We start from the raw sequence: 19819 nt of genomic DNA on the forward strand, positions 1-19819 counted from the left end.
GGCCGCTGTGTGCAGCCTAGTTCTTTTCAGCTGGGGCGGTGCTGTGCCAGCGATCCATATTCCAACCGATGCCCGAGACGCCAGTGTACGGCAGGACACCTTCCACGTCGCGGCGGACGAGGAAGACCCGCGGCTGCGCTGAGAGAGGAATGGATGGCACATCCTTCCACAGAGCCTCTTCTGTCTTCTTCAGCTCCGCAGAGTTCTTCATACTGGACTCCACCGTGGAATACTCCGTCTGAGGATCGACTGGACCGAGGAAGGCATCGACGGTAGGCGCCCAGGTTTCCGGATCCATTTCCAAGTAGTGCTGGGACATGAACTCCGCGGACGCGTCCTCGATGGTGATGCCGGCAGGCTCACAGGATGCACGAAGTTGTTCCACCATGGCGGCATAGCGTTTGTCTGGCCCTAAATAGCCGACCTTGATGGTCGTACCGTTGAGATCACCGGCCTTGGCTAAATCGGTACCTTGGTGTTGCTTGCCCACCTTATCTAGACCGCCGGCAACCGGGTTGGTCGCGGAAACGGTACGCAGGTAAGCCGGTGGCACCTCCACACCAGAGGCCGCTGAGCTTGCTTGCGCAACCGCCTGCTGATCGACGCAAGCAGCAAAGCTCTCGCGCGCCCACGGCTCCGCGAATACTCCGGCTTCAGATAGCGTGAGCGTATCGGTTAACTCGCCAACCATTGGAGTGGCCTCGTAGGGGGACTCCCCTGCCTCATCCTTCGTGCTGTCCAGCCAGTCAGGGTTTTCACTTGCGGTATCCACTACGCGCAACGCACCTTTATCTGCAAGCTTCTGAGCATCAGCATCCGAAGGCCAGACCACAACATGATCCTCGGCTGGGGCGTCTCCGAAGTACTTTTCGTTTGCTTTGAGAATAATCTCCCCTTCGTCACCTACCTTGTCAATGACATAAGGTCCAAAGGAGACCTGCAGCTCGGAATCTAGTTGATCCTTGGCCACGGAAAAGCCATAGCGCCATTCCTTAGCAACCGGCGCAAGCGCCTGCATGTCTTCGACCGTGAGTGCCGCGTTGAGTTCGGCAATGCTCAACCCGGACTTTTTGGCCAGCGCATGGGCCGGCATGACCGTGCCGGCGCCAAACATGTGGCGCCAGCGCTGCCCCTGATCCTTGTTAAAGGTCAAGGTGAACGTTTTGCTTTGGGGCTCACAGCTAAAATCTGCGATGTCATTCATCAACGGCATATGGGAGGCAAATTCAGCTGGATGAGTACCGGCCACATACGCCAAAAAGTAGTCATCACAGGTAACGGGAGTGCCATCGGAGAATACGGCGTCCTCCTCTAAAGTGAGCTGGACGCTGCGCTGGTCGCTGCCGGCGACGGGCGGAAGTTCCTCGGTCTCAACTAGATCCGCATTGGGAATTAATTCGCCAGAGGGACCGGGCACAAAAAGACCCGGATAGAGCCGCGTAGACAACAAACCGGCGGAGGTAGCGTCACCAAAGGAGGTGCCAGCATTAGTGGTGGCCAGGCGGGAATTTACTTGGTAGCCAAAGTATCCATAGGATTCTGGCTCCTGGGGAGCACTAGACGTGTCCTCTTCGCCGTCCTGCCCGCTACAGGCAGAAGCAGCTAGAGCTAGAGCTGAAACGCACGAGGCAATGGCCTTCCTTCCCCAGTGACGCTCGCTAGAACTGCTCTTGGATTCAAACACCGTAATTCGCCCTCACTTCAGCTACAACTCCGCCAAAATTTTACTATCGGAGGCTACCGGCCCGGGCGCCAGGTTGCGCCAGGGTGCCCAGTGGACTCGGACGGATCATCGTCGATCTCAGCCGGGGTGGTCTTTGCACTCACTGGTGAGACCACGGTGCGGCCGGAGGATGCTGCGCCAGATTCTGCCGCGGCATTCTCGTCCTTGCCAGCGCGGTAGTCCGCGACCCGCTTGTTGTGACGCTTGATCTTCTTGGACATATTGGCGAGGGTCACGACCAGCGGCGTAGCGAAGAAGATGGAGGAGAAAATGCCCTCGACCACGCCGATGAGCTGAATGAGCGCCAGATCGCGGAGGGTACCGATACCCATGAGCCATACGGCCACCACGAAGAGCGCGATGATAGGCAGCGCGGAAATAACCGAGGTAGAAATCGAGCGCATGACCGTCTGGTTGATAGCCAAGTTTGTCAGCTCAGCATAGGTCTTCTTGCGCTGGCCTTCGAGGCCTTCCGTATTCTCGTTGATCTTGTCAAAGACGATGACCGAGTCATACATGGAGAAGGTCAGGACGGTAAGCAGACCAATGATGACGGCCGGGGATACTTCGAAGCCAAAGAGGGCGTAGATACCGGCGATAATCACGCCGTCTGCAATCAGCGCGATAATCGCGGCAAAAGCCATGTTCTTCTGCAATCGAATAGCCACGTAGACGGTCGCAGCTACCAAGAAGACCAGCATGGCAATGAGCATGCGCTGGGTAATAGAAGAACCCCAGGATTCGGATACTGTGGACGAGCCAATGGCATCCGGGGTGGCCTTGCCGTTTTCATCCTTCGGCTGGAAGTTGTCATAGATAGCCGCGCGGGCCGCATTCACGTCCTCTTGGCTCAAGCGCTCAGAAACGATTTCCAAGGTCTCGGAATCGCCAGCGCCCACGATGTGAACCTGCTCGGGTTCGACACCGGTGGAGTCTTCGAAGACCTGGCTTACCTCATCTTCCTTGAGGTCGCCTGCCGGCATCGACAACGTGGTGCCGCCTTCGAAGTCAATCGAGAGCGAGAAACCACGAATGAGGATTGCGGCCACTGCGGCCACGATCAACGCGGCGGTGATGCCGTACCACAGCTTGGTGCGACCGATAAAGTCATAACCGCGCTCGTCCTCGTAGAGGCGGTCCATCCGGGAAATCTTGTGCTTAGTCGAAACAGCCATGCTTATTTCTCCTCATCTTCCGCAGCATCTACGGGACGTGCGGTTCCTGCGGCAGAATGTCCTGCCGTTTCTTTGGTGGCTGACTCTTTAGCGTCGGAGGCTTCAGCAGTGCTTGCTTGACGACGTCCCGAGCCAAAGTAGCCGCGCTCACGGCGCTCTTCCACCAGTGCGTAGATTCCGCCGAGGCCATTCATCGAAGGTTTAGCAGCAGCCGGACGGCGGCCCACCATCTGCATCAGTGGTGCCATGACCAGGAAGGATACGACCAGGTCGAAGACCGTGGTCAGACCCATCGTAAAGGCGAAGCCCTTCACCTCACCGATGGCGAGGAAGTAGACCACAACAGAGCCAATCAGGGTCACCGCGTTACCGGTCACAATGGTGGCACGAGCGCGCTCCCACGCCTTTTGCGTAGCGGAGCGGAAAGTGCGTCCCTCGAGGAGCTCGTCCTTGATGCGCTCGTAGTAGACCACGAAGGAGTCAGCAGTTGCGCCCACACCGATGACCAGACCGGCGATGCCGGAAAGGTCCAGCGAATAACCGATCCAGCGGCCCAGCAGAACCAGGGAACCATAGGTCAGGAGGCCAGAGGCAATGAGGAAGATGAGGGATACGCCGGCCAGCGCGCGGAAGTAGTACAGCGAGTACGCCATCACGAGTACCAGGCCAACGAGGCCTGCAATGAGGCCGGCCTGCAGTGCGGCCTTACCCAGTGTTGGCGGAATGGACTCTACGGTGCCACCCGGCTCGCCATTTTCACCGGCGAAGGACAACGGCAGTGCGCCGTACTTCAGGTTATTAGCCAGGTTTTGTGCCTCTTCCTGGCTAAAGTCACCAGTAATGGAGGTAGCAGAACCGACTGGAGTTGCTCCCTGAATGACCGGTGCGGAAATAACCCCAGAGTCAAGGGTGATGGCTACCTGGTCCTTGAGGTGTTCCTGCGTCAGGTCTGCCCAGGTCTGCGAACCGTTCGGGCCATCGCCGGTCTTGAAGGAGAAGTTGATCTCCATCTGGCCGGACTGACCGTTTAGGCCGCCTTCGATAGGAGAATTGGTATCGATCTCGTTACCGGTGAGGCGGGTACCGTTTTCGTCCTTGATGCCATTGAGAAGCGGTGCGGGCTCCAAAACGTACGGGTTGCCGTTGGAGTAGTCACAGGTCACAAATGGCTTTGCAGGATCATCGGCGCCGGCCAGTGGATCGCTGCTGCCCTGGCAGGTCATCAGCGCAGAGGCTGCTGCCTGGGTGGTCGGGTCCTCGGACTGACGGTCCTTCAGGAGCATCTCCGTAACTTCATCGCGGCGCTTAGTCTGCTCAATGGAGTTGCTTGGCTCCTCAAGCGGCTTGGCGCTGACCTTAGGAGCCTTCTGCTCCTTTGGCTCCTTGCCAGTCATCTGCGCTTCTTGCTGAGCGATGGCCTTGGTCATCTGTTCCATCTGCTTATTGGCCTCGTCTGCGCTCAGTACGTCGTACTTCACCCAGCGATTCGCCATATCTTCCAGCTCCTTATTGAGCTTTTCCATATCCGGCATGGAGGGCTTAGCCACCGGACGGAAGAACAGCTGCGAGGTCTGGCCCACGGCCTGTGCCTGGGAGGCGTCCTCACCTGGCACGGTGATGACCAAGGTATTGCCGTTGATGACAACCTCGGAGCCTGAAACACCCATGCCGTTAACACGCTGTTCCAAAATGTTGCGTGCTTGCTTGAGCTGGTCTTGGGTGGGCTCCTCGCCTTGCGGCGCCAGTGTTACGCGGGTACCGCCCTGCAAGTCGATGCCAAGCTTTGGGGTGCTTTGACGGCTACCAGTTAAAAAGATAAGCGCATAGATAACAACCACAATGAGAATGAAGAGCGCGATCGCGCGCTTCGGCCATTGGCGTTTGCTATTTTTCATAGCGCCACGGGTTTTTGCGGACAACGATAATCTCCTGTGCTGCTTATAACAGGGTGTTTAAACATTAAATACGGCCCCGCCACATGGCGCAGGCACGTCAACAACGCACAATCGTACGTCATCAGGCGGAGTTTTCCTTAACGAGGTCCGGAAAAGACTCAAAGTGTGATGGGGTCTACGCTCCACGAAGGCCCCACCTACCTAGCAAACGTTAAGGCAACTCTTAGAAAATAGCGGGCTATTTCTTCTCCTGGCCGTCAAACGGAGGATATTTCTCATCTGGCAGGTTATCTGCCGCATCATTCTTCTCTTCCCCAGCAGCGGGACGCGCCAGGTCATTGGCCTCTTGTTCGGTGCGAATCACGGCCATCTTGTCAAAAGTAACCACCACACCAGGGGCGATTTCTAGATCTACATCCTTGTCGCCAGCGCTGCGCACCACGCCGTGCACGCCGCCCGCCGTAACGATGGCGTCGCCCGGCTGCAGGGAATTCTGGAGGGCCTGCATCTCATTTTGGCGCTGGCGCTGCTTTCGCATGGCCATAAACGAGGGAACGACGAAGAGGATGCCAATAATGATGAGAATGATGATTTCCATAGCACCCTAGTGTGCCAGACGGCGGTGTGCACAGAAACCCCAAGGGGGCATCGCCAAGCAGGCTAGCCTCTGAATTAAAACAGCCCGGCCGCGCCCTCCGGCGGGGTAAGCCCTAGGTGCCGCCATGCTGCAGCGGTAGCTACGCGGCCGCGTCCAGTGCGCGCAACCATCCCGGCACGCACCAGGTAAGGCTCACACACCTCCTCGACAGTCGAGGGTTCCTCGCCCACTGCGATGGCTAGCGTGCTCACGCCAACCGGTCCGCCGCCGTGCCCCTTAATCAAGGCATTGAGCACCGCCCGGTCGAGGCGGTCAAGTCCCATGTCATCCACGTCAAAGACTTCGAGCGCTCCCTGGGCCGCACTGAGATCAATCAGGCCGGTGCCATTGACCTCGGCATAGTCACGCACGCGGCGCAGCAAACGGTTAGCAATACGTGGTGTTCCGCGCGAACGAGAGCCAATTTCTACTGCCGCATCGTGGTCAATTTCCACGTCCAAAATGTGGGCGGCGCGCTTGATCACCTGGGTAAGATCGGCCGTGTCGTAGTACTCCATCTGCGCGGTGAAACCGAAGCGGTCGCGCAATGGGCCGGTGAGCATGCCGGCGCGCGTAGTCGCACCTACCAGGGTAAATGGCGGGATCTCTAGCGGAATAGAAGTAGCGCCAGGTCCCTTGCCCACGATGACGTCAATGCGGAAGTCCTCCATTGCCATGTACAGCATTTCTTCTGCTGGCCGGGCAATGCGGTGAATCTCATCGATGAACAAGACATCGCCTTCCATAAGGTTGGAAAGCATTGCGGCCAAATCACCGGCGCGCTCCAAAGCGGGCCCGGAAGTCATACGCAGCGAGGTCCCCAGCTCCTGGGAAATAATCATCGCCATTGTGGTCTTGCCCAGGCCCGGCGGCCCCGAAAGCAAAACGTGGTCGGGCGTGACCCCACGGTTCTTTGCCCCCTTAAGCACAAGGGAGAGCTGCTCGCGCACCTTGGGTTGGCCGATAAACTCCTCGAGCGACTTTGGACGCAAGGAGCGTTCAATATCATGCTCCTCGGAGTGTGCGGTCGCATCCACATCGCTATTGCGCTGGGTGGTGTGCGCCGCGCCGACGCCCTCAGGGAGATTGAACTCGGTGCGCTCTATATCGGACATGATTTTTCAGCCTTCCTGCCGGTTATTTCTTCTTGCCCAGCTGCGCCAGCGCCGCACGCAAGAGAGAGGACGTATCGGCATCGGGATTGTCCGCGTAGGCGGATTCCACCACGGGACGCGCTCCCTTATCGGTAAACCCAAGGCCAATGAGTGCCTCAGTCACGCTTTCTACCACGGCACCACCGGCCAGCGCGACGGCGGTATCTACGGAGCCTGCGGCGGCAGGCTCGCTTGGGGTAAAGGCCGCTACCTTATCTTTCAGCTCCAGCGCCAAGCGTTGGGCCATACGCTTGCCGACGCCCGGGATAGACTGCAGCGCCTTCACATCTTCCCCGCCAATTGCCGCAGCAAGCTCCCCTGCCCCCATGACAGACAGCGCCGCTAGGGCCAGCTTGGGACCTAGGCCGGACACGGACTGCAGCACGTGGAACATTTCGCGGTCTTCATCAGCGCTAAAGCCATAGAGAGTCAGAGAGTCTTCCTTGACCACCAAGTTAGTAAGAACCGTGGCCTGTTCCCCGCGGCGCAAGGTGCCCAGCGTTTTTGGGGTAGCTAAAAATTTGTACCCCACGCCTGCACAGTCGATAACCCCATGGTCGAGTCCAATATGGATTACCTCTCCACGCAGTGCAGCAATCATTGGCTTCTTATCCTTCCACTCTCAGTAAAATTCCCTAGCGCTTCTTGCCTTGCCCGCGCACGCCGCTGGTCTTAGCTCCAAGCCCGAGACCGGTATGGTCCATCCGCACAATAGCCGGGGCACGCCAGCAGTGGCAGACTGCCAACGCAAGAGCGTCGGCGGCGTCGGCAGGCTTGGGTGGTTCAGTCAACCCCAGAATACGGGTAATCATGGTGGTCATCTGCTTCTTATCCGCGCGCCCGTTTCCAGAGATGGCCTTTTTCACCTCGGACGGGGTGTACATGTACACCGGAATATCGCGTTCGGCGGCAGCTAGCACCAGCACGCCTACGACGTGGGCCGTTTGCATGACTGTGGACACTTGGCCACGTTCGAAGACGCGCTCGATCGCAACCACATCTGGCGAATAGTCATCCATCCACTCTTTCGCCGCCACGGAAAGGCGCAGGAGGCGCTCCGTCAAGTCCTTATCGCTAGGGGTGCGCACCACACCGACAGAAACGGGAAGGATTGCTCGGCCACGACCAGCCTGAACCACCGAAAGCCCGCAGCGCGTCAAGCCTGGGTCAATTCCCATCACGCGCATTCCTTCTAGGTTCATCTCTCCCCCATTGTCATGTTGGCACCACTGTGCACCGCCTACTGCCCCATTATGGACTACACACAGGTGTTCTACAAGCGTAGCATCCAGCTGCGCCATAACGAAGCGCCGGTAACGTCTCCTGCGGGCAATACCCACGGAGCGCTACCGGCGCTAAGAGCCATCCTTGCGGCGAGGTGGTTAGTCCTCGTTCAGCTCGGCTAGAACCTCATCGGAGAGATCCATATTGGTGTAGACGTTTTGCACATCGTCGGAGTCTTCCAAGGCATCGATGAGGCGGAAAATCTTCTTGGCGTCATTGGCCTCCAGCGGTACCTCGACAGACGCACGGAAGTCATTGTCGGAGTCATCGACCTGAATATCGGCGTCCTTGAGCGCGTCCTTCACGGCCTGCACGTCCGTCGGCGCGCAAACAATCTCAAACTTCTCGCCCTGGTCCTTGACCTCTTCCGCGCCTGCTTCCAGCACGGCCATCAAGACGTCATCCTCCGTCAGCTCGTCCTTTTCTACCAAGACGTAGCCGGTACGGGTGAACATGTAGGCCACAGAGCCCGACTCCCCCAGGTTGCCGCCGTTCTTGGACATCGCGGTACGCACGTCGGTCGCCGCACGGTTGCGGTTATCCGTAAGGCACTCAATAAGCATGGCTACACCGTTCGGGCCGTAGCCTTCGTACATGATGGTTTCCCAATCGGCGCCGCCGGCTTCTTCACCGGAACCGCGCTTGCGAGCACGCTCAATATTGTCATTGGGGACGGAGGCCTTCTTGGCCTTCTTGATCATGTCATCAAGGGTTGGGTTAGCCGCTGGGTCACCACCGCCGGTACGAGCCGCCACTTCGATGTTCTTGATGAGCTTGGCAAATTCCTTGCCACGCTTGGCATCGTTGGCAGCCTTCTTATGCTTGGTAGTTGCCCATTTCGAGTGGCCTGACATGTAGTCCCTTTCTAATCGGGTGCTGAAACTGGTGGCAATTATACGTGTGCTGCACGAATGCGTGAAAGCGACCCCCTTATAAGCGGGACGTTCTTATACGTTGTGCCAATTGCCATGGGCAGAGCCGCTGCCCAAATTTTCATCTAAATAACGAGTAAGACCCTCTTGATTCACCAACGCCACCAATTCACCCTGCTCGGTAAAAATCTTGCCACGCGCAACCGCCGTCGCATTCGACGCCGTAGGTGATACCTGCTCATATAGCAACCACTCATCCACGCGGAATGGGCGCAGAAACCATATCGCATGATCAAGGCTGGCCAATTGCACTTTCTCTCCCTGATGCGGAATCAGGGCCGAGCGAATCAGCGTCATATCAGACATAAAGGTCAGCGCCGCACAATGGAAGGAAGAATCCGCAGGCAGTCTGCCAGTATTGCGGAACCAAATATGCCGATAGCCTGCACCGGTGCGCTCTGCAGCCACCGGATCGCGTCCTTCTTCTGGCACGAGGCGAATATCCCATTCCTCCCACTCCTTGAGGATAATCCTGGTGGAGTACGGGGCTCCGCCGCCAATCCGAACTACTTCCTCGGGCCCTGGCACCTCTGGCGCAGGATCCTGATGCTGCGGGCCGCGATCCCCGTCGCGATGGAAACTAGCCATGAGAGTAAAAAGGAGCACTTCCCCCTGGTAGACACGCACCTGCCGGTTGGCAAATGATCTCCCCTCCCGAATGCGTTCGACACGGATCTCAATTGGCTGGCTCGCATTGCCAGGGCCTACAAAGTAGCCATGCAGGGAGTGGATGTCTTTGCCGGACACAGTGCGCTGGGCTGCGGCCACTGCTTGAGCAGCAATCTGCCCGCCGAAGGTACGTTCAATTCGCGACTCCACAGCAGGGCCTTTAAAGACATCGGCCATTGTCGTTTCCTCGACGGTCAAGACCTCGCGAATAGATGCCATCTGCACGCTCCTTATGCCCTATATCACTTTCCTAGCAATTGCCGTCCACACTACTCACTGGACGAGCCGTCAGTTTGTTTTTCCAATCCGTCCCCCACATCTGGGCGCAAAAGTGGAGGAATTTTCTAGAAGAAACTATGTCCGCTACCGAAGTAGGCGCGCATTGAATAAAGTCTTTCGAGTGAAACGCATCGCTTCTGTTCCAGCAGTATGGATTGGGTGGGTCATCGCCCGCCTCGTCCTTATTTACTTACTCAAGATTAACCACAATCCCAGGGGCGATGTCGCATATTATTTTGCCGGGATCTTTGGCGATGACCCGACAATGATGACCGAATACCCTCACGCGGGCACGTGGCCCACGGTGCTTTTGGGGTGGCTCACCGGCGAGAATATCACCGCATTCTATATCGGCTTCACCATCATGACCCTGCTTGTTGACGCCGCCTTTTTAGCTCTCCTTCTGCGCCACCACCCGACTCAACCGCGTAGTTTCCAGGCCGCCTGGTTCTGGGTCCTTTTTGGCACCGCAGCTGGCCACACCTTTGTGTGGCGTCTCGATATATTTCCCGCCCTAGCCGTGGCCGGGGCAGCTGCCCTTCTAGCTACCCGCCCGCTCACCGCCGCGGCGGTACTGGGCTTTGCCACCACGATGAAGCTATGGCCAGGAGTCCTCGCTGCCGGATTGGTGGGCCGTTTCAACAGATCCGCAACCTGGCAGCGCCTACTCGCGTTTTTCTGCACCATCGTCGCGGTCTGCACCGTCACGATAGCTGCCTCTGGCACCGAGCGCCTGCTTTCACCGCTGAGTTATCAGGGCGTGCGCGGTCTCCAGTTGGAGTCCATCCCGGCGACGTTCCTGTTGCTGCAGGCACATCGCGCTCCGGGGCGGTGGCATCTGGGCTACGCGCCGTCCAAGAGCTTTGAAATTTCCGGGCCTGGCGTAGATACCGCAATGACGTGGAGCACAATTGCCACCATTGCCATGCTCGTCTTCGCAGTGGGATGGGCGCTGTACCGGCTGTGCGCCGGCGGATGGACCACCCGCACGACCATGGCGTTTTTTACCGTTACGGTCCTGCTTCTTATCGCGACGAATAAGGTTTTCTCCCCGCAATACATCGTCTGGCTGGGCCCCTTGCTTGCCGTGGTGATCCGCCAGCGCCTGCCGGAAGGATTCGCTCCCTTGCGGGTATTCCAAGCCTTGTTAGCGTCCTGCACCATTATCGCTGCCGTGCTGGGCACCTTGGTCTACCCATTCAACTATGACTACATCTGGAACCACGTGGGCGAGAACATGTTCGCCGTCTACCTATTGGTAGCCCGCAATATCCTCATCGTTGTCATGGCCATCATCGGACTTGTCTGGTTTGCAGTCGAGGTGGCCCTGGCGTCGAAGATCGAGCGGGCGCAGGTGCAGCAGCAAGCGCCTAACGCCCCGGAGGAAGGTACGGCCGCCAGTACCGAGGCGAAGCCGGTATTCCGCCGCCGACGCGGCCGGCACGCACTTGCGTCCTGAGTCTTGAGTTAGCTCTGCTGGCTACTCGGCCAGCATATAGTCAAAGTATTCCGGCAGTTTTGCGGTGCCGCCCAGATGAAAGAGCCGTACCGCAGGGCGCAGGCGTAGCGCGCGCGTGTCGCTGACCGCCTCGTTGTAGAAGCGGTGGGCAAGTTGGATGCGGCCCTCGGCGTCGGCAAGCGCGGCAGGGCGACGGTCCGCGGGAAACTCCCTCACAATGGCGGCAGATAGTTCCCGCTCGGCCATCGTGCGCGGTTCGAAATGGCCCTGATAGAGCTCGGTAGACTCTGCTCGCTGAGCTAGCGCCGCGAGCTCTGGTGCGACCACCGCTGTCACCGCTGCCCTGCGGTCTAGTGCCGCCTGTAGCTGGGCCAGCGAGGCATCAGTGCGGATGTGCAGCGAGTTAAGCCGCTGGGCGGTAAAAAGCGCCCACAAACCTACGATGATAAGTAGGAAGAGGATTAGGGCAATTTCAATGGCCATCAACGCTTTACCCTCACCTTGGTACCGTCTTGGACAGTCTCGTAGACCTGCATCACGGCTGCCGCTACATGGTCCCAGTCATAGGTGCTGGCGCGTTGGACGCCATTGCGCACCAACTGGGCCCGATACTCGGCATCATCAAGCACCTCGTTGAGGACGCGAGCCAGATCCTCGCTGTCTTCATTGCGAAAGAGTGCGCCGGCAACCTCGTCGGAATCGGCATTGCACACCGCACGGAAGGCTTCAAGATCGGAAGCAACGACTGCCGCGCCGGCCGCCATGGCTTCTACCAGCACGATGCCGAAGCTTTCACCACCGGTATTTGGCGCCACATAGACATCGGCACGGCCCAGGATTGCTGCCTTTTCGGCGTCGCTGACCCGGCCTACAAAATCCGCGCCCTCGACCTCGCGGGCGCGGCCACCGCCCATGATGGTCACGCGAATATCATGGCGTACTTGGCGGAGCGCGCTCAGCAGGATATCGAGGCCTTTGCGAGGTTCGTCCAACCGTCCCAAGAAGACAACTTCCAGGGGATCGCCGGGGGCCTTGGCCGGGCTGCGGCGCCGAGCCTGCGCGTAGACCGACGTATCCACGCCGTTGGGAATAAGGACCGGGTCTCCGCCCAGTTGCTCCACCTGCCACCGCCGCGCCATATCGGATACCGCGATGCCACCCCGGATCTTTTCCAAAAAGGGAACGAGGAAAGGTTTGGCCAGGGTCAGCACCAGGGAGCTCGATGCGGAGGCGTGGTAGGTCGCCACCAGTGGACCTTGGGCCACGGCCAACGCGGTCATGGAAAAGCTCGGGGAGTTAGGCTCATGGATGTGCAAGACATCGAAGTCGCCCTCCTTGATGAATTGCTTAACCTTGCGCGTGACGTGGGGTCCCACGGACAGGCGGGCCACCGAACCGTTATACGCGATGGGGAAAGCCGGCCCTCCCTTGACTACGAAATCCGGCAGCTGGGTGGATTCCGCAGCGGGGCCAATGACTTGTACATGGTGCCCTTGCTCAATGAAAACTGTGGCTAGATCAAGGATATGGGCTTGAACTCCGCCTGGTTCATCGAAGGAGTAGGGGCATACGATTCCTATGCGCACTAGCTCTCCCCTTCCTGTGATGGCCCGGTGTGGCGGGCATTGCGGGTATTTTTGGCTGCCCGCGCTTGCCGACGCCTCTCTATGTCCACATTCCACTGCGGCTGCAGCATATGCCAATCCTCCGGGTGGCGGCGGATATTGGCGGCGAAGCCATCGGCCATGCGCTGAGTTGTCTCCTGCAGGTCCGTTACCTCAAGCTCAGGGGAGACCGATAGTCCCCAGCCTTCGCCTGCAAACCACGAGTGCACCACGTGCAGGGCGGCGCCAGTCTCTAGGGCCAGCTGTGCGGGACCGGCGGCCATATTGGCCTTTTCCCCCATGAAATCCACGGTAACGCCGCTTCGGGTCAGGTCGCGCTCAGCCAGCAGGCAGACCACGCCACCGGCTTCCAGCACCTTTTTGAGGCGGGCGAAAGGCGAGGCTTCGCCGCCGGTGAGGGGAAGAACCTCAAAGCCGAGGGTTTCGCGGTAGTCCACAAAGGCGTCGAAAAGCACTGCGGGCTTAAGGCGCTCCGCAACGGTGGTGAACTGGCCATAATGACCGACGAGGAAGACACCCGCCATATCCCAATTACCGGAATGCGGCAGAGCCAAAATAGTACCGCGGCCGGATTGAGCCGAAGCATCAAAATGCTCAAGGCCTTGCAAGCCGCTGAGCAAGCGCTGATGCAACCCGGCATCACCGTGGATAGCTGGCAGGCGGAACGCCTCCATCCAGTAGCGCATATAGGAGCGCACGGAATCGCGCACCAAGGCGCGGGTAACGTTTTCTGGGCCCACCACTCGCGCTAGGTTGCGGCGCAAGCCCTCCATTCCGCGACCGTTGCCACTTGCGTAGTCCGCACCCCAGCGAAAAAGCGTGCGCGCAATGGACTCGGGCAGACGGCGCACCACCTTCCATCCCGCGAGGTAACCCGCCGCGGAGAGGTCTTCTCTATCCCACATGGTGTCACAACCTCCTGGTTTTAGGTGGTGCAGTACGAGCTACTGCTGCTCCTGGCGGGCAGCAATAACCATACGCTGGCACACGGTAAAGACGGAGCCAACGGCCAAGATCCACAGCGCTACCTCAATGGCATGCGGTACGCCTAGGCCTTCGAGGCCGATGCCGCCCAAGCCCAAAATGAGCCGCTCGGGGCGCTCGATCAGGCCGCCAACCATCGTGAATCCGGACGCTTCTCCCCTAGCCTTGATATAGGAAATGACCTGGGAACATACCAAGGTGACAAAGCAGGCAATAACCGTGATGCGGGAAGAATCCGCAGAATAAATCAGCCACCATGCAATAGCACTGAACAATGCGCCATCGGTGATGCGATCACAGGAGGCATCCAAGGTCGCACCAAAGGCAGTAGCCTTGCCGGTCAAGCGCGCCATGGTGCCATCGAGCATGTCGAAAGCGGCGAAGAGGCCGGACAAAACGGCAGCGGAAAAAAGATGGCCGGTAGGAATGAGGATCACCGAAATCGCAATGGTGACTATGGTACCCACAACCGTGACCACATTCGGGGTCAGACCTAGCTTCAAAAAGGCCTTGGCTATAGGTTCCACCACCACGGCAGCGGGCTTTCGCCCATGCACGCTAAGCACGCGAATCCTCCTCTTCCATCTCGCGCCATCCTTCTGCCAGTACGCGGCGCGTATCCTGCAGAAGCTGCGGTAATACCTTAGTCCCATCGAGGACAGTCATAAAGTTACTATCCCCGGGCCACCTTGGCACCACATGTAGGTGCAGGTGATCTCCCACCGAGCCGCCCGAAGCGCGCCCCAGGTTCAGGCCCACGTTGATGGCTTCTGGGTGCGAAACTCTCTTGAGTACCCGGACTGCTTTTTGCGCGAAGGCCATCAGCTCCTGAGATTCCTCTTGCGTGAGGTTCTCGAGCTGCGATTCCTTGCGATACGGCACCACCATGAGGTGCCCGGCGTTGTACGGAAACAGGTTCAGCAATGCATAGACCGTCTTGCCGCGAGCAATGATGAGCCCGTCTTCATCGCTGCCCTGTGGGGCTTCGACGAAGGGATCCTTTGATCGCTTGGCAATATAGGCCATGCGATAAGGCGCCCATAACCGCTCTAGGCGGTCCGGCTCGCCAGCACCTGAGTCAACGAAGGTCTCCACCGCAGCTTGGTTTTCAGCGACGGCGGAGCTGTCGGTTTCGTGTGTCTCCTTAGCGTCGGGCACTGATGAGCTCTTCGGTCGGCTGCTCGTTGTTGCGCTCTGCTACCCATGCGGCGATGAGCTCCACGGCTTCCTTTACCGGCACACCATTGACCTGGGTACCGTCGAGGAAGCGGAAGGATACGGCATCAGCTTCTACGTCGCGCGCGCCAGCCACCAGCATGAACGGAACCTTGCCGGTGGTGTGGTTGCGAATCTTCTTCTGCATGCGGTCATCAGAGGTATCCACATCGGCGCGGATACCCTTCTGACGCAGCTGGGCGGCAACCTCTTCGAGGTGCGGGGAGAATTCATCAGCCACCGGAATGCCCACCACCTGGTGCGGTGCCAGCCATGCTGGGAAGGCGCCGGCGTAGTGCTCCAGCAGGACGCCAAAGAATCGCTCGATGGAGCCGAAGAGCGCACGGTGAATCATGATCGGGCGCTTCTTCGTGCCGTCCGACGCGGTGTATTCCAGCTCGAAGCGCTCTGGCAGGTTGAAGTCCAACTGCACGGTAGACATCTGCCAGGTACGGCCGATGGCATCGCGAGCCTGCACAGAAATCTTCGGGCCGTAGAAGGCTGCACCTGCGGGATCCGGAACCAGCTCCAAGCCGGACTTTTCTGCGACCGACTGCAGGATAGACGTAGAACGATCCCAGATCTCATCAGAACCAACGAACTTATTCGGGTCCTTGGTAGAAAGCTCCAGGTAGAAGTCAGACAGTCCGTAGTCCTTCAGCAAGGAAATGATGAAGTCGAGGACCTTGGTCAGCTCTTCTTCCAGCTGCTCTTCGGTGCAGTAGATGTGGGCATCGTCCTGGGTAAAGCCGCGGGCACGGGTCAGGCCGTGGACCACGCCGGACTTTTCGTAGCGGTAGACGGTGCCGAACTCAAATAGACGCAGCGGGAGCTCGCGGTAGGAACGGCCACGGGATGCAAAAATCAGGTTGTGCATCGGGCAGTTCATGGGCTTGGCGTAGTAGTCCTGCGGCTCCTTGACGGTATTGCCCTCTTCGTCATATTCGCCATCGAGCTGCATCGGCGGGAACATGCCGTCGGCGTAGAAGTCTAGGTGGCCAGACTTCTTGAATAGGTCACCCTTGGTGATATGCGGGGTATTAACAAAGGAGTACCCAGCCTGGACGTGGCGGTTGCGGGAGTGGTTTTCCATCTCCATGCGCACGGTCGCACCATTCGGGTGGAATACCGGGAAGCCGGAGCCAATCTCATCCGGGAAGGAGAAGAGATCTAGTTCCTGACCCAGGCGGCGGTGGTCGCGCTTTTCCGCCTCTTCCACCATGGTCTGGTAGGCCTCCAGCGCCTCCTTGGACTCAAAAGCGGTGCCGTAAATGCGCTGCAGGCCAGCCTTGGACTGGTCACCGCGCCAGTAGGCGGCAGAAGAACGGGTCAGCGTGAAGGCCGGGATGTACTTGGTGGTTGGCACGTGCGGACCGCGGCAGAGATCGAACCACTCTACTTCCCCGGTGCGCGGGTTGATGTTGTCATAGTGGGTGAGATCGCCGGAACCGACTTCTGCGGCCTCGTCGGAGTCAGGGTCAACGTTACCCTTGTCTTGGACCAGCTCGAGCTTGAAAGGCTCCTCGGCGAGGGCCTTTTCCGCTTCCTCCGCGGATTCATAGACGTGGCGCTCGAAGCGCTGGCCGCCCTTGATGATCTTCTTCATGCGCTTTTCAATCGCCTTGAGATCTTCCGGTGTGAAAGGCTCGGCGGTCTGAAAATCGAAGTAGAAGCCATTTTCAATGGCAGGGCCGATACCCAGCTTGGTGCCAGGGAACTCGGCCTGCACGGCTTGGGCCATAACGTGGCCGCAGGAGTGGCGGATGACGGCGCGGCCGTCTTCCTCGCAGGCGGCTACCGGGGTGAAGGTGGATTCCGTGTCTGGGGTGTGCGACAAATCAAAGAGAGTGCCGTCCTCACCGCGAACGACTACGACAGCCTCCGGGCCCTTATTGGGAAGGTTGAGCTCTCGCATTGCTGCGCCCACGGCCTGGCCGGCGGGCACGGTGAAGGAATCGTAATTGACCGGTACTGCGGGGATGAGTTCCGCCATAATCGCGCTCCTTTTTGCGCTCGTGCGTCGGCGGCATACCTGGCCGCGTCCGCTATTTAAATTTACGGATAGCTATTCTACAACCCTGCATGCTCGCAGAGCGATTTTGCCCACCATGATTCACGCCCATCGGCAGCAAGGGTGCCCGGCGGGCAGAAATACATAGCCGAACCTATATGAGTCAACCACTCGTTCAGCAGGTCCGATTCATCCAAACGGGCCTGAATAGGCTCGAATTGCTTGGTGGGATCCTGCTGGTAGCAGATGAAAACCTGGCCAATATTGGAAAGCTGCCCGTCCTTGCCATCGGGAGCCAGCTCATAGTTATACGGCCGGCGCAGGATGCGTTGCTCCGGATGATCAGCTGGTGGCGCGGCCACGGCCATGTGCGAGTTTTTATCAATCACCGGCAGGCCGTAATCATCTACCGCATCAAAATCTGCAGCATCAAATTCTTCTTCACCGGTAAGCGGGGCACCGGTGTCGAGCTTGCGGCCCACCGCATTTTCGCGGGAGGAGCGATCGAGCTTTTCCCATGTATCCACGTTCATGCGGATGCGGCGTACCACCATCGCCGTTCCCCCATTGGCCCACTGCGGGCCCTTATCAATCCACACCTGGGCTGCAAAATCTTCCTCGCTGCGTGGATTGACGGTACCGTCCTTTTGCCCGAACATATTGCGCGCGGTAGCACCCTTCTCGTGGCTGCCATAGGCATTAATAAATCCTTGCTGCAGCCACTTCACGCTGGCATAGTGTTCGCCGGCTCGCACCATGTGGCGCAGGGCGTAGGTATTCATCAGCGGATCATCGCAACAAATCTGCAAGACGATATCGCTTTGCCCCCATTGTCGTTGCAGCTCATCGCGCTTAAAGGAACGCACATCTCCCAGCCAACGTGGTTTCTCCACGCCGAGCAAGGAGAAAACCTTCTTGCCTAAACCACAGGTGATGGTCAAGTTGGCGGGCTGTTGCACCATTTCCGGCTCCAGCGTGCCCAGCGGCGCCTCCCCCGTACACAGTGCCCGAGCGTCCTCGGTCCACAGCTTCATCAGGCTGGCGAACCCCCGCTTGTCGACGCCCCTTTTAAGGTCAAACCCCACCAGGTTCAGGTGCGCTTGCTCCGCGGTTGCGATGCCTGCTTGATGCTCGCCGTCAAAAGCCACGAGGGCGTCGGCAAGCGCAGGCTGTTCCTGTGCCCCAGCATCCGGGGAAGAGCCCTGGTTATTGCAGCCTGCCAACGCGAAGGCGCTGGTCGATACCGCAGCGCCAGTGAGAAACCCCCTTCTGCTGAATCCAGACATAGCTAGTGATCGTGGCCTTCCTTATTGTGGGACATATCTCCGTGCTCCATGTGGGACATATCGTGGCCCTTCATATCGCCGTAATCCTCATCCCCGGCAGGCATGCTACGCGTTTGGATCTCGCCCAGATCGAGCTCTTCGCCGCCTTCTAGCTTCACCTTAAGGTCAAGGGATTCGCCGGGAGCAATGTGGTTTTCCATTTCCATGAGCATGAAGTGGTCACCGCCTGGTGCAAGTTCGTGGGACTCGCCGGCCTTGACCACCAACGGACTCGACATTTCCTGCATCTTGCCATCGACAGTCTCATGGATCTGGTTCACCTTGGCGTTAAGGCTGGTGGAAAAACCGGTGATAGCGATGTCCTTATCGGTGTGGTTCACCAGGGCGCCAAAAATGGCAGTCATGTCCTTGTCCTCATTGGCGCGTACGACGGCATCTTCGAAGGTCAGGTCCTCGGCCGCGGCGGAGGAAGACTTTTCTGCAGCGCTGGTGGTGGCATCCGCCTTCGACTCGGTGGAGTCATTTTGGTTCTGTGGGGAGCAACCCGCCAGGGCGAGGCCGGCCACTGTCAGGCATACAAGGGCGATGTTAGAAATCTTAGACATTATTTTTCACCTTCCGAATCAATGCGACGAGACTTGGCAATAAATAGGGCAACTACTGCGGCAATTGCCAAAACGCCGCCCACACCCAGGATGATTTTTAGCGCGGTCGGCAAGCCCTCATCCCCATCCTGGGACGCCGAATCAGCTTCAGCCGCCTCGGTACTCTCGGCCGCGTCACCCTTGACGGAGAATTCCACTCCCCCGCGGGTAGCGTGTCCGTCCGACGACGTGATCTGGAAGCCCACCTGGTAGTTACCCGGCCCAGGTTGGACATCCGCAGGAGTTTCAATGGTGAGATCCCGCTCATGTAGCTTTGGTTCCTGGCTAAAGACTTTTTCACCAGTATCCACGTTGGTCACGGCAAAGGTGTTGAAGTCTTCTTTGGGGATGCCAGAGAACTCGAGGGTGATTTCCTTAGGAAACTCGTCGAGTTGGTCGCCGTCTTTGACAGAACCGCCAATAACGGAGTCGTGCGCGAATGCGGCAGGCATCGACCCGCCCAGAACCAGTGCTGCAGTGCCGACTGCTGCCGCCGTGCGGCGCAGCCGAGGTACGCGGTAGCCCATAGATAGCTCCTTTTGTGTTGAAAATGCACAAGTTGAATTGTCAGACATACTAGCCGCGCGGTTTGCCGGAGCGGCAATCGCGATAAGCAGCGCGTCGAGTCATATGTCGGCGCGAACTGGGAATGAGTTCCTTTTCAGAAATAAAAAGAGGTATTTATCACTATTTAAGGCAAGGTTATTCAATAGTGAATTTTCGCGCCCCTTGATGCCTCGAAGTGGGGTCGCAGAAGAGCAGACTTGTGAGGCTTAAACGACAGGATGTGTTGGTGAGGTTACGTGGTTAGCCGGTCTGGCGTGCTGATATTAGGAATATTTCACTT

Annotated in this window: 19 protein-coding genes; 1 reads left to right on the top strand and 18 read right to left on the bottom strand. The window is 58.5% G+C overall.

The features are described from left to right. Positions 1 to 16: 16 nt before the first annotated feature. The 9 genes from QP909_RS06330 to QP909_RS06370 all read right to left on the bottom strand — a co-directional run bounded on the left by QP909_RS06330 (position 17) and on the right by QP909_RS06370 (position 9688). Positions 17 to 1684: an ABC transporter substrate-binding protein gene (locus tag QP909_RS06330; protein ID WP_284766565.1), complete on the bottom strand. Its 1668-nt coding sequence runs from the start codon at positions 1682 to 1684 to the stop codon at positions 17 to 19. 53 nt (positions 1685 to 1737) lie between these two features. After that, positions 1738 to 2898, bottom strand: a complete 1161-nt coding sequence (gene secF / locus QP909_RS06335; RefSeq protein ID WP_284766566.1) for a protein translocase subunit SecF — start codon at positions 2896 to 2898, stop codon at positions 1738 to 1740. Between the two features lie 2 nt (positions 2899 to 2900). Beyond that, entirely contained in the window at positions 2901 to 4793 is a 1893-nt protein-coding gene (gene secD / locus QP909_RS06340) for a protein translocase subunit SecD (RefSeq protein WP_284766567.1), read from the bottom strand. Positions 4794 to 5031: 238 nt separating this feature from the next. Next, positions 5032 to 5391: a preprotein translocase subunit YajC gene (gene yajC, locus QP909_RS06345; protein ID WP_284766568.1), complete on the bottom strand. Its 360-nt coding sequence runs from the start codon at positions 5389 to 5391 to the stop codon at positions 5032 to 5034. Positions 5392 to 5465: 74 nt separating this feature from the next. Beyond that, positions 5466 to 6545, bottom strand: a complete 1080-nt coding sequence (gene ruvB, locus QP909_RS06350) for a Holliday junction branch migration DNA helicase RuvB (protein WP_284766569.1) — start codon at positions 6543 to 6545, stop codon at positions 5466 to 5468. Positions 6546 to 6567: 22 nt separating this feature from the next. Continuing rightward, entirely contained in the window at positions 6568 to 7185 is a 618-nt protein-coding gene (gene ruvA, locus QP909_RS06355; RefSeq protein ID WP_284766570.1) for a Holliday junction branch migration protein RuvA, read from the bottom strand. Between the two features lie 34 nt (positions 7186 to 7219). Continuing rightward, entirely contained in the window at positions 7220 to 7786 is a 567-nt protein-coding gene (gene ruvC / locus QP909_RS06360; RefSeq protein ID WP_040425252.1) for a crossover junction endodeoxyribonuclease RuvC, read from the bottom strand. Between the two features lie 180 nt (positions 7787 to 7966). After that, positions 7967 to 8722 (bottom strand): YebC/PmpR family DNA-binding transcriptional regulator, encoded by a 756-nt coding sequence (locus QP909_RS06365; protein WP_284766571.1) that lies wholly within the window; start codon positions 8720 to 8722, stop codon positions 7967 to 7969. Between the two features lie 93 nt (positions 8723 to 8815). Next, positions 8816 to 9688 carry an acyl-CoA thioesterase gene (locus QP909_RS06370; RefSeq protein ID WP_284766572.1) on the bottom strand — a complete coding sequence of 291 codons (873 nt, stop codon included), beginning with the start codon at positions 9686 to 9688 and terminating at the stop codon, positions 8816 to 8818. A 181-nt stretch (positions 9689 to 9869) separates the two neighbouring features. Between QP909_RS06370 and QP909_RS06375 the strand changes: the two genes are divergently transcribed. Then, positions 9870 to 11207 (top strand): glycosyltransferase family protein, encoded by a 1338-nt coding sequence (locus QP909_RS06375; RefSeq protein ID WP_284766573.1) that lies wholly within the window; start codon positions 9870 to 9872, stop codon positions 11205 to 11207. Between the two features lie 21 nt (positions 11208 to 11228). Here the strand turns inward: QP909_RS06375 and QP909_RS06380 are convergent, their stop codons facing one another. The 9 genes from QP909_RS06380 to QP909_RS06420 all read right to left on the bottom strand — a co-directional run bounded on the left by QP909_RS06380 (position 11229) and on the right by QP909_RS06420 (position 19499). After that, complete coding sequence (locus tag QP909_RS06380) at positions 11229 to 11690, bottom strand: hypothetical protein (RefSeq protein WP_284766574.1); 462 nt, start codon at positions 11688 to 11690, stop codon at positions 11229 to 11231. After that, positions 11690 to 12793 (bottom strand): glycosyltransferase family 4 protein, encoded by a 1104-nt coding sequence (locus tag QP909_RS06385; protein ID WP_284766575.1) that lies wholly within the window; start codon positions 12791 to 12793, stop codon positions 11690 to 11692. Before QP909_RS06385 ends, QP909_RS06380 begins: the two co-directional genes overlap by 1 nt. Beyond that, positions 12793 to 13737, bottom strand: a complete 945-nt coding sequence (locus tag QP909_RS06390; protein ID WP_284766576.1) for a phosphatidylinositol mannoside acyltransferase — start codon at positions 13735 to 13737, stop codon at positions 12793 to 12795. Before QP909_RS06390 ends, QP909_RS06385 begins: the two co-directional genes overlap by 1 nt. Before the next feature lie 39 nt (positions 13738 to 13776). Further along, the gene (gene pgsA, locus QP909_RS06395; RefSeq protein ID WP_239277599.1) at positions 13777 to 14382 is read right to left on the bottom strand and encodes a phosphatidylinositol phosphate synthase; all 606 of its coding nucleotides are present in this window, start codon (positions 14380 to 14382) and stop codon (positions 13777 to 13779) included. Continuing rightward, positions 14375 to 14974, bottom strand: a complete 600-nt coding sequence (locus QP909_RS06400) for an HIT family protein (protein WP_479957554.1) — start codon at positions 14972 to 14974, stop codon at positions 14375 to 14377. Before QP909_RS06400 ends, pgsA begins: the two co-directional genes overlap by 8 nt. Then, a complete protein-coding gene (gene thrS, locus QP909_RS06405) occupies positions 14961 to 17024 on the bottom strand; it encodes a threonine--tRNA ligase (protein ID WP_284766578.1) in 2064 nt (687 codons plus the stop codon). Before thrS ends, QP909_RS06400 begins: the two co-directional genes overlap by 14 nt. Before the next feature lie 77 nt (positions 17025 to 17101). Further along, a complete protein-coding gene (locus QP909_RS06410; protein WP_284766579.1) occupies positions 17102 to 18328 on the bottom strand; it encodes a Dyp-type peroxidase in 1227 nt (408 codons plus the stop codon). Between the two features lie 2 nt (positions 18329 to 18330). Continuing rightward, complete coding sequence (locus QP909_RS06415) at positions 18331 to 18933, bottom strand: copper chaperone PCu(A)C (protein ID WP_284766580.1); 603 nt, start codon at positions 18931 to 18933, stop codon at positions 18331 to 18333. Next, a complete protein-coding gene (locus QP909_RS06420) occupies positions 18933 to 19499 on the bottom strand; it encodes a copper resistance CopC family protein (RefSeq protein WP_284766581.1) in 567 nt (188 codons plus the stop codon). The genes QP909_RS06415 and QP909_RS06420 overlap by 1 nt, the downstream gene beginning before the upstream one ends. Between the last annotated feature and the right edge of the window lie 320 nt (positions 19500 to 19819).

The organism is Corynebacterium sp. MSK195, assembly GCF_030228885.1.
Classification (GTDB): Bacteria; Actinomycetota; Actinomycetes; order Mycobacteriales; family Mycobacteriaceae; genus Corynebacterium.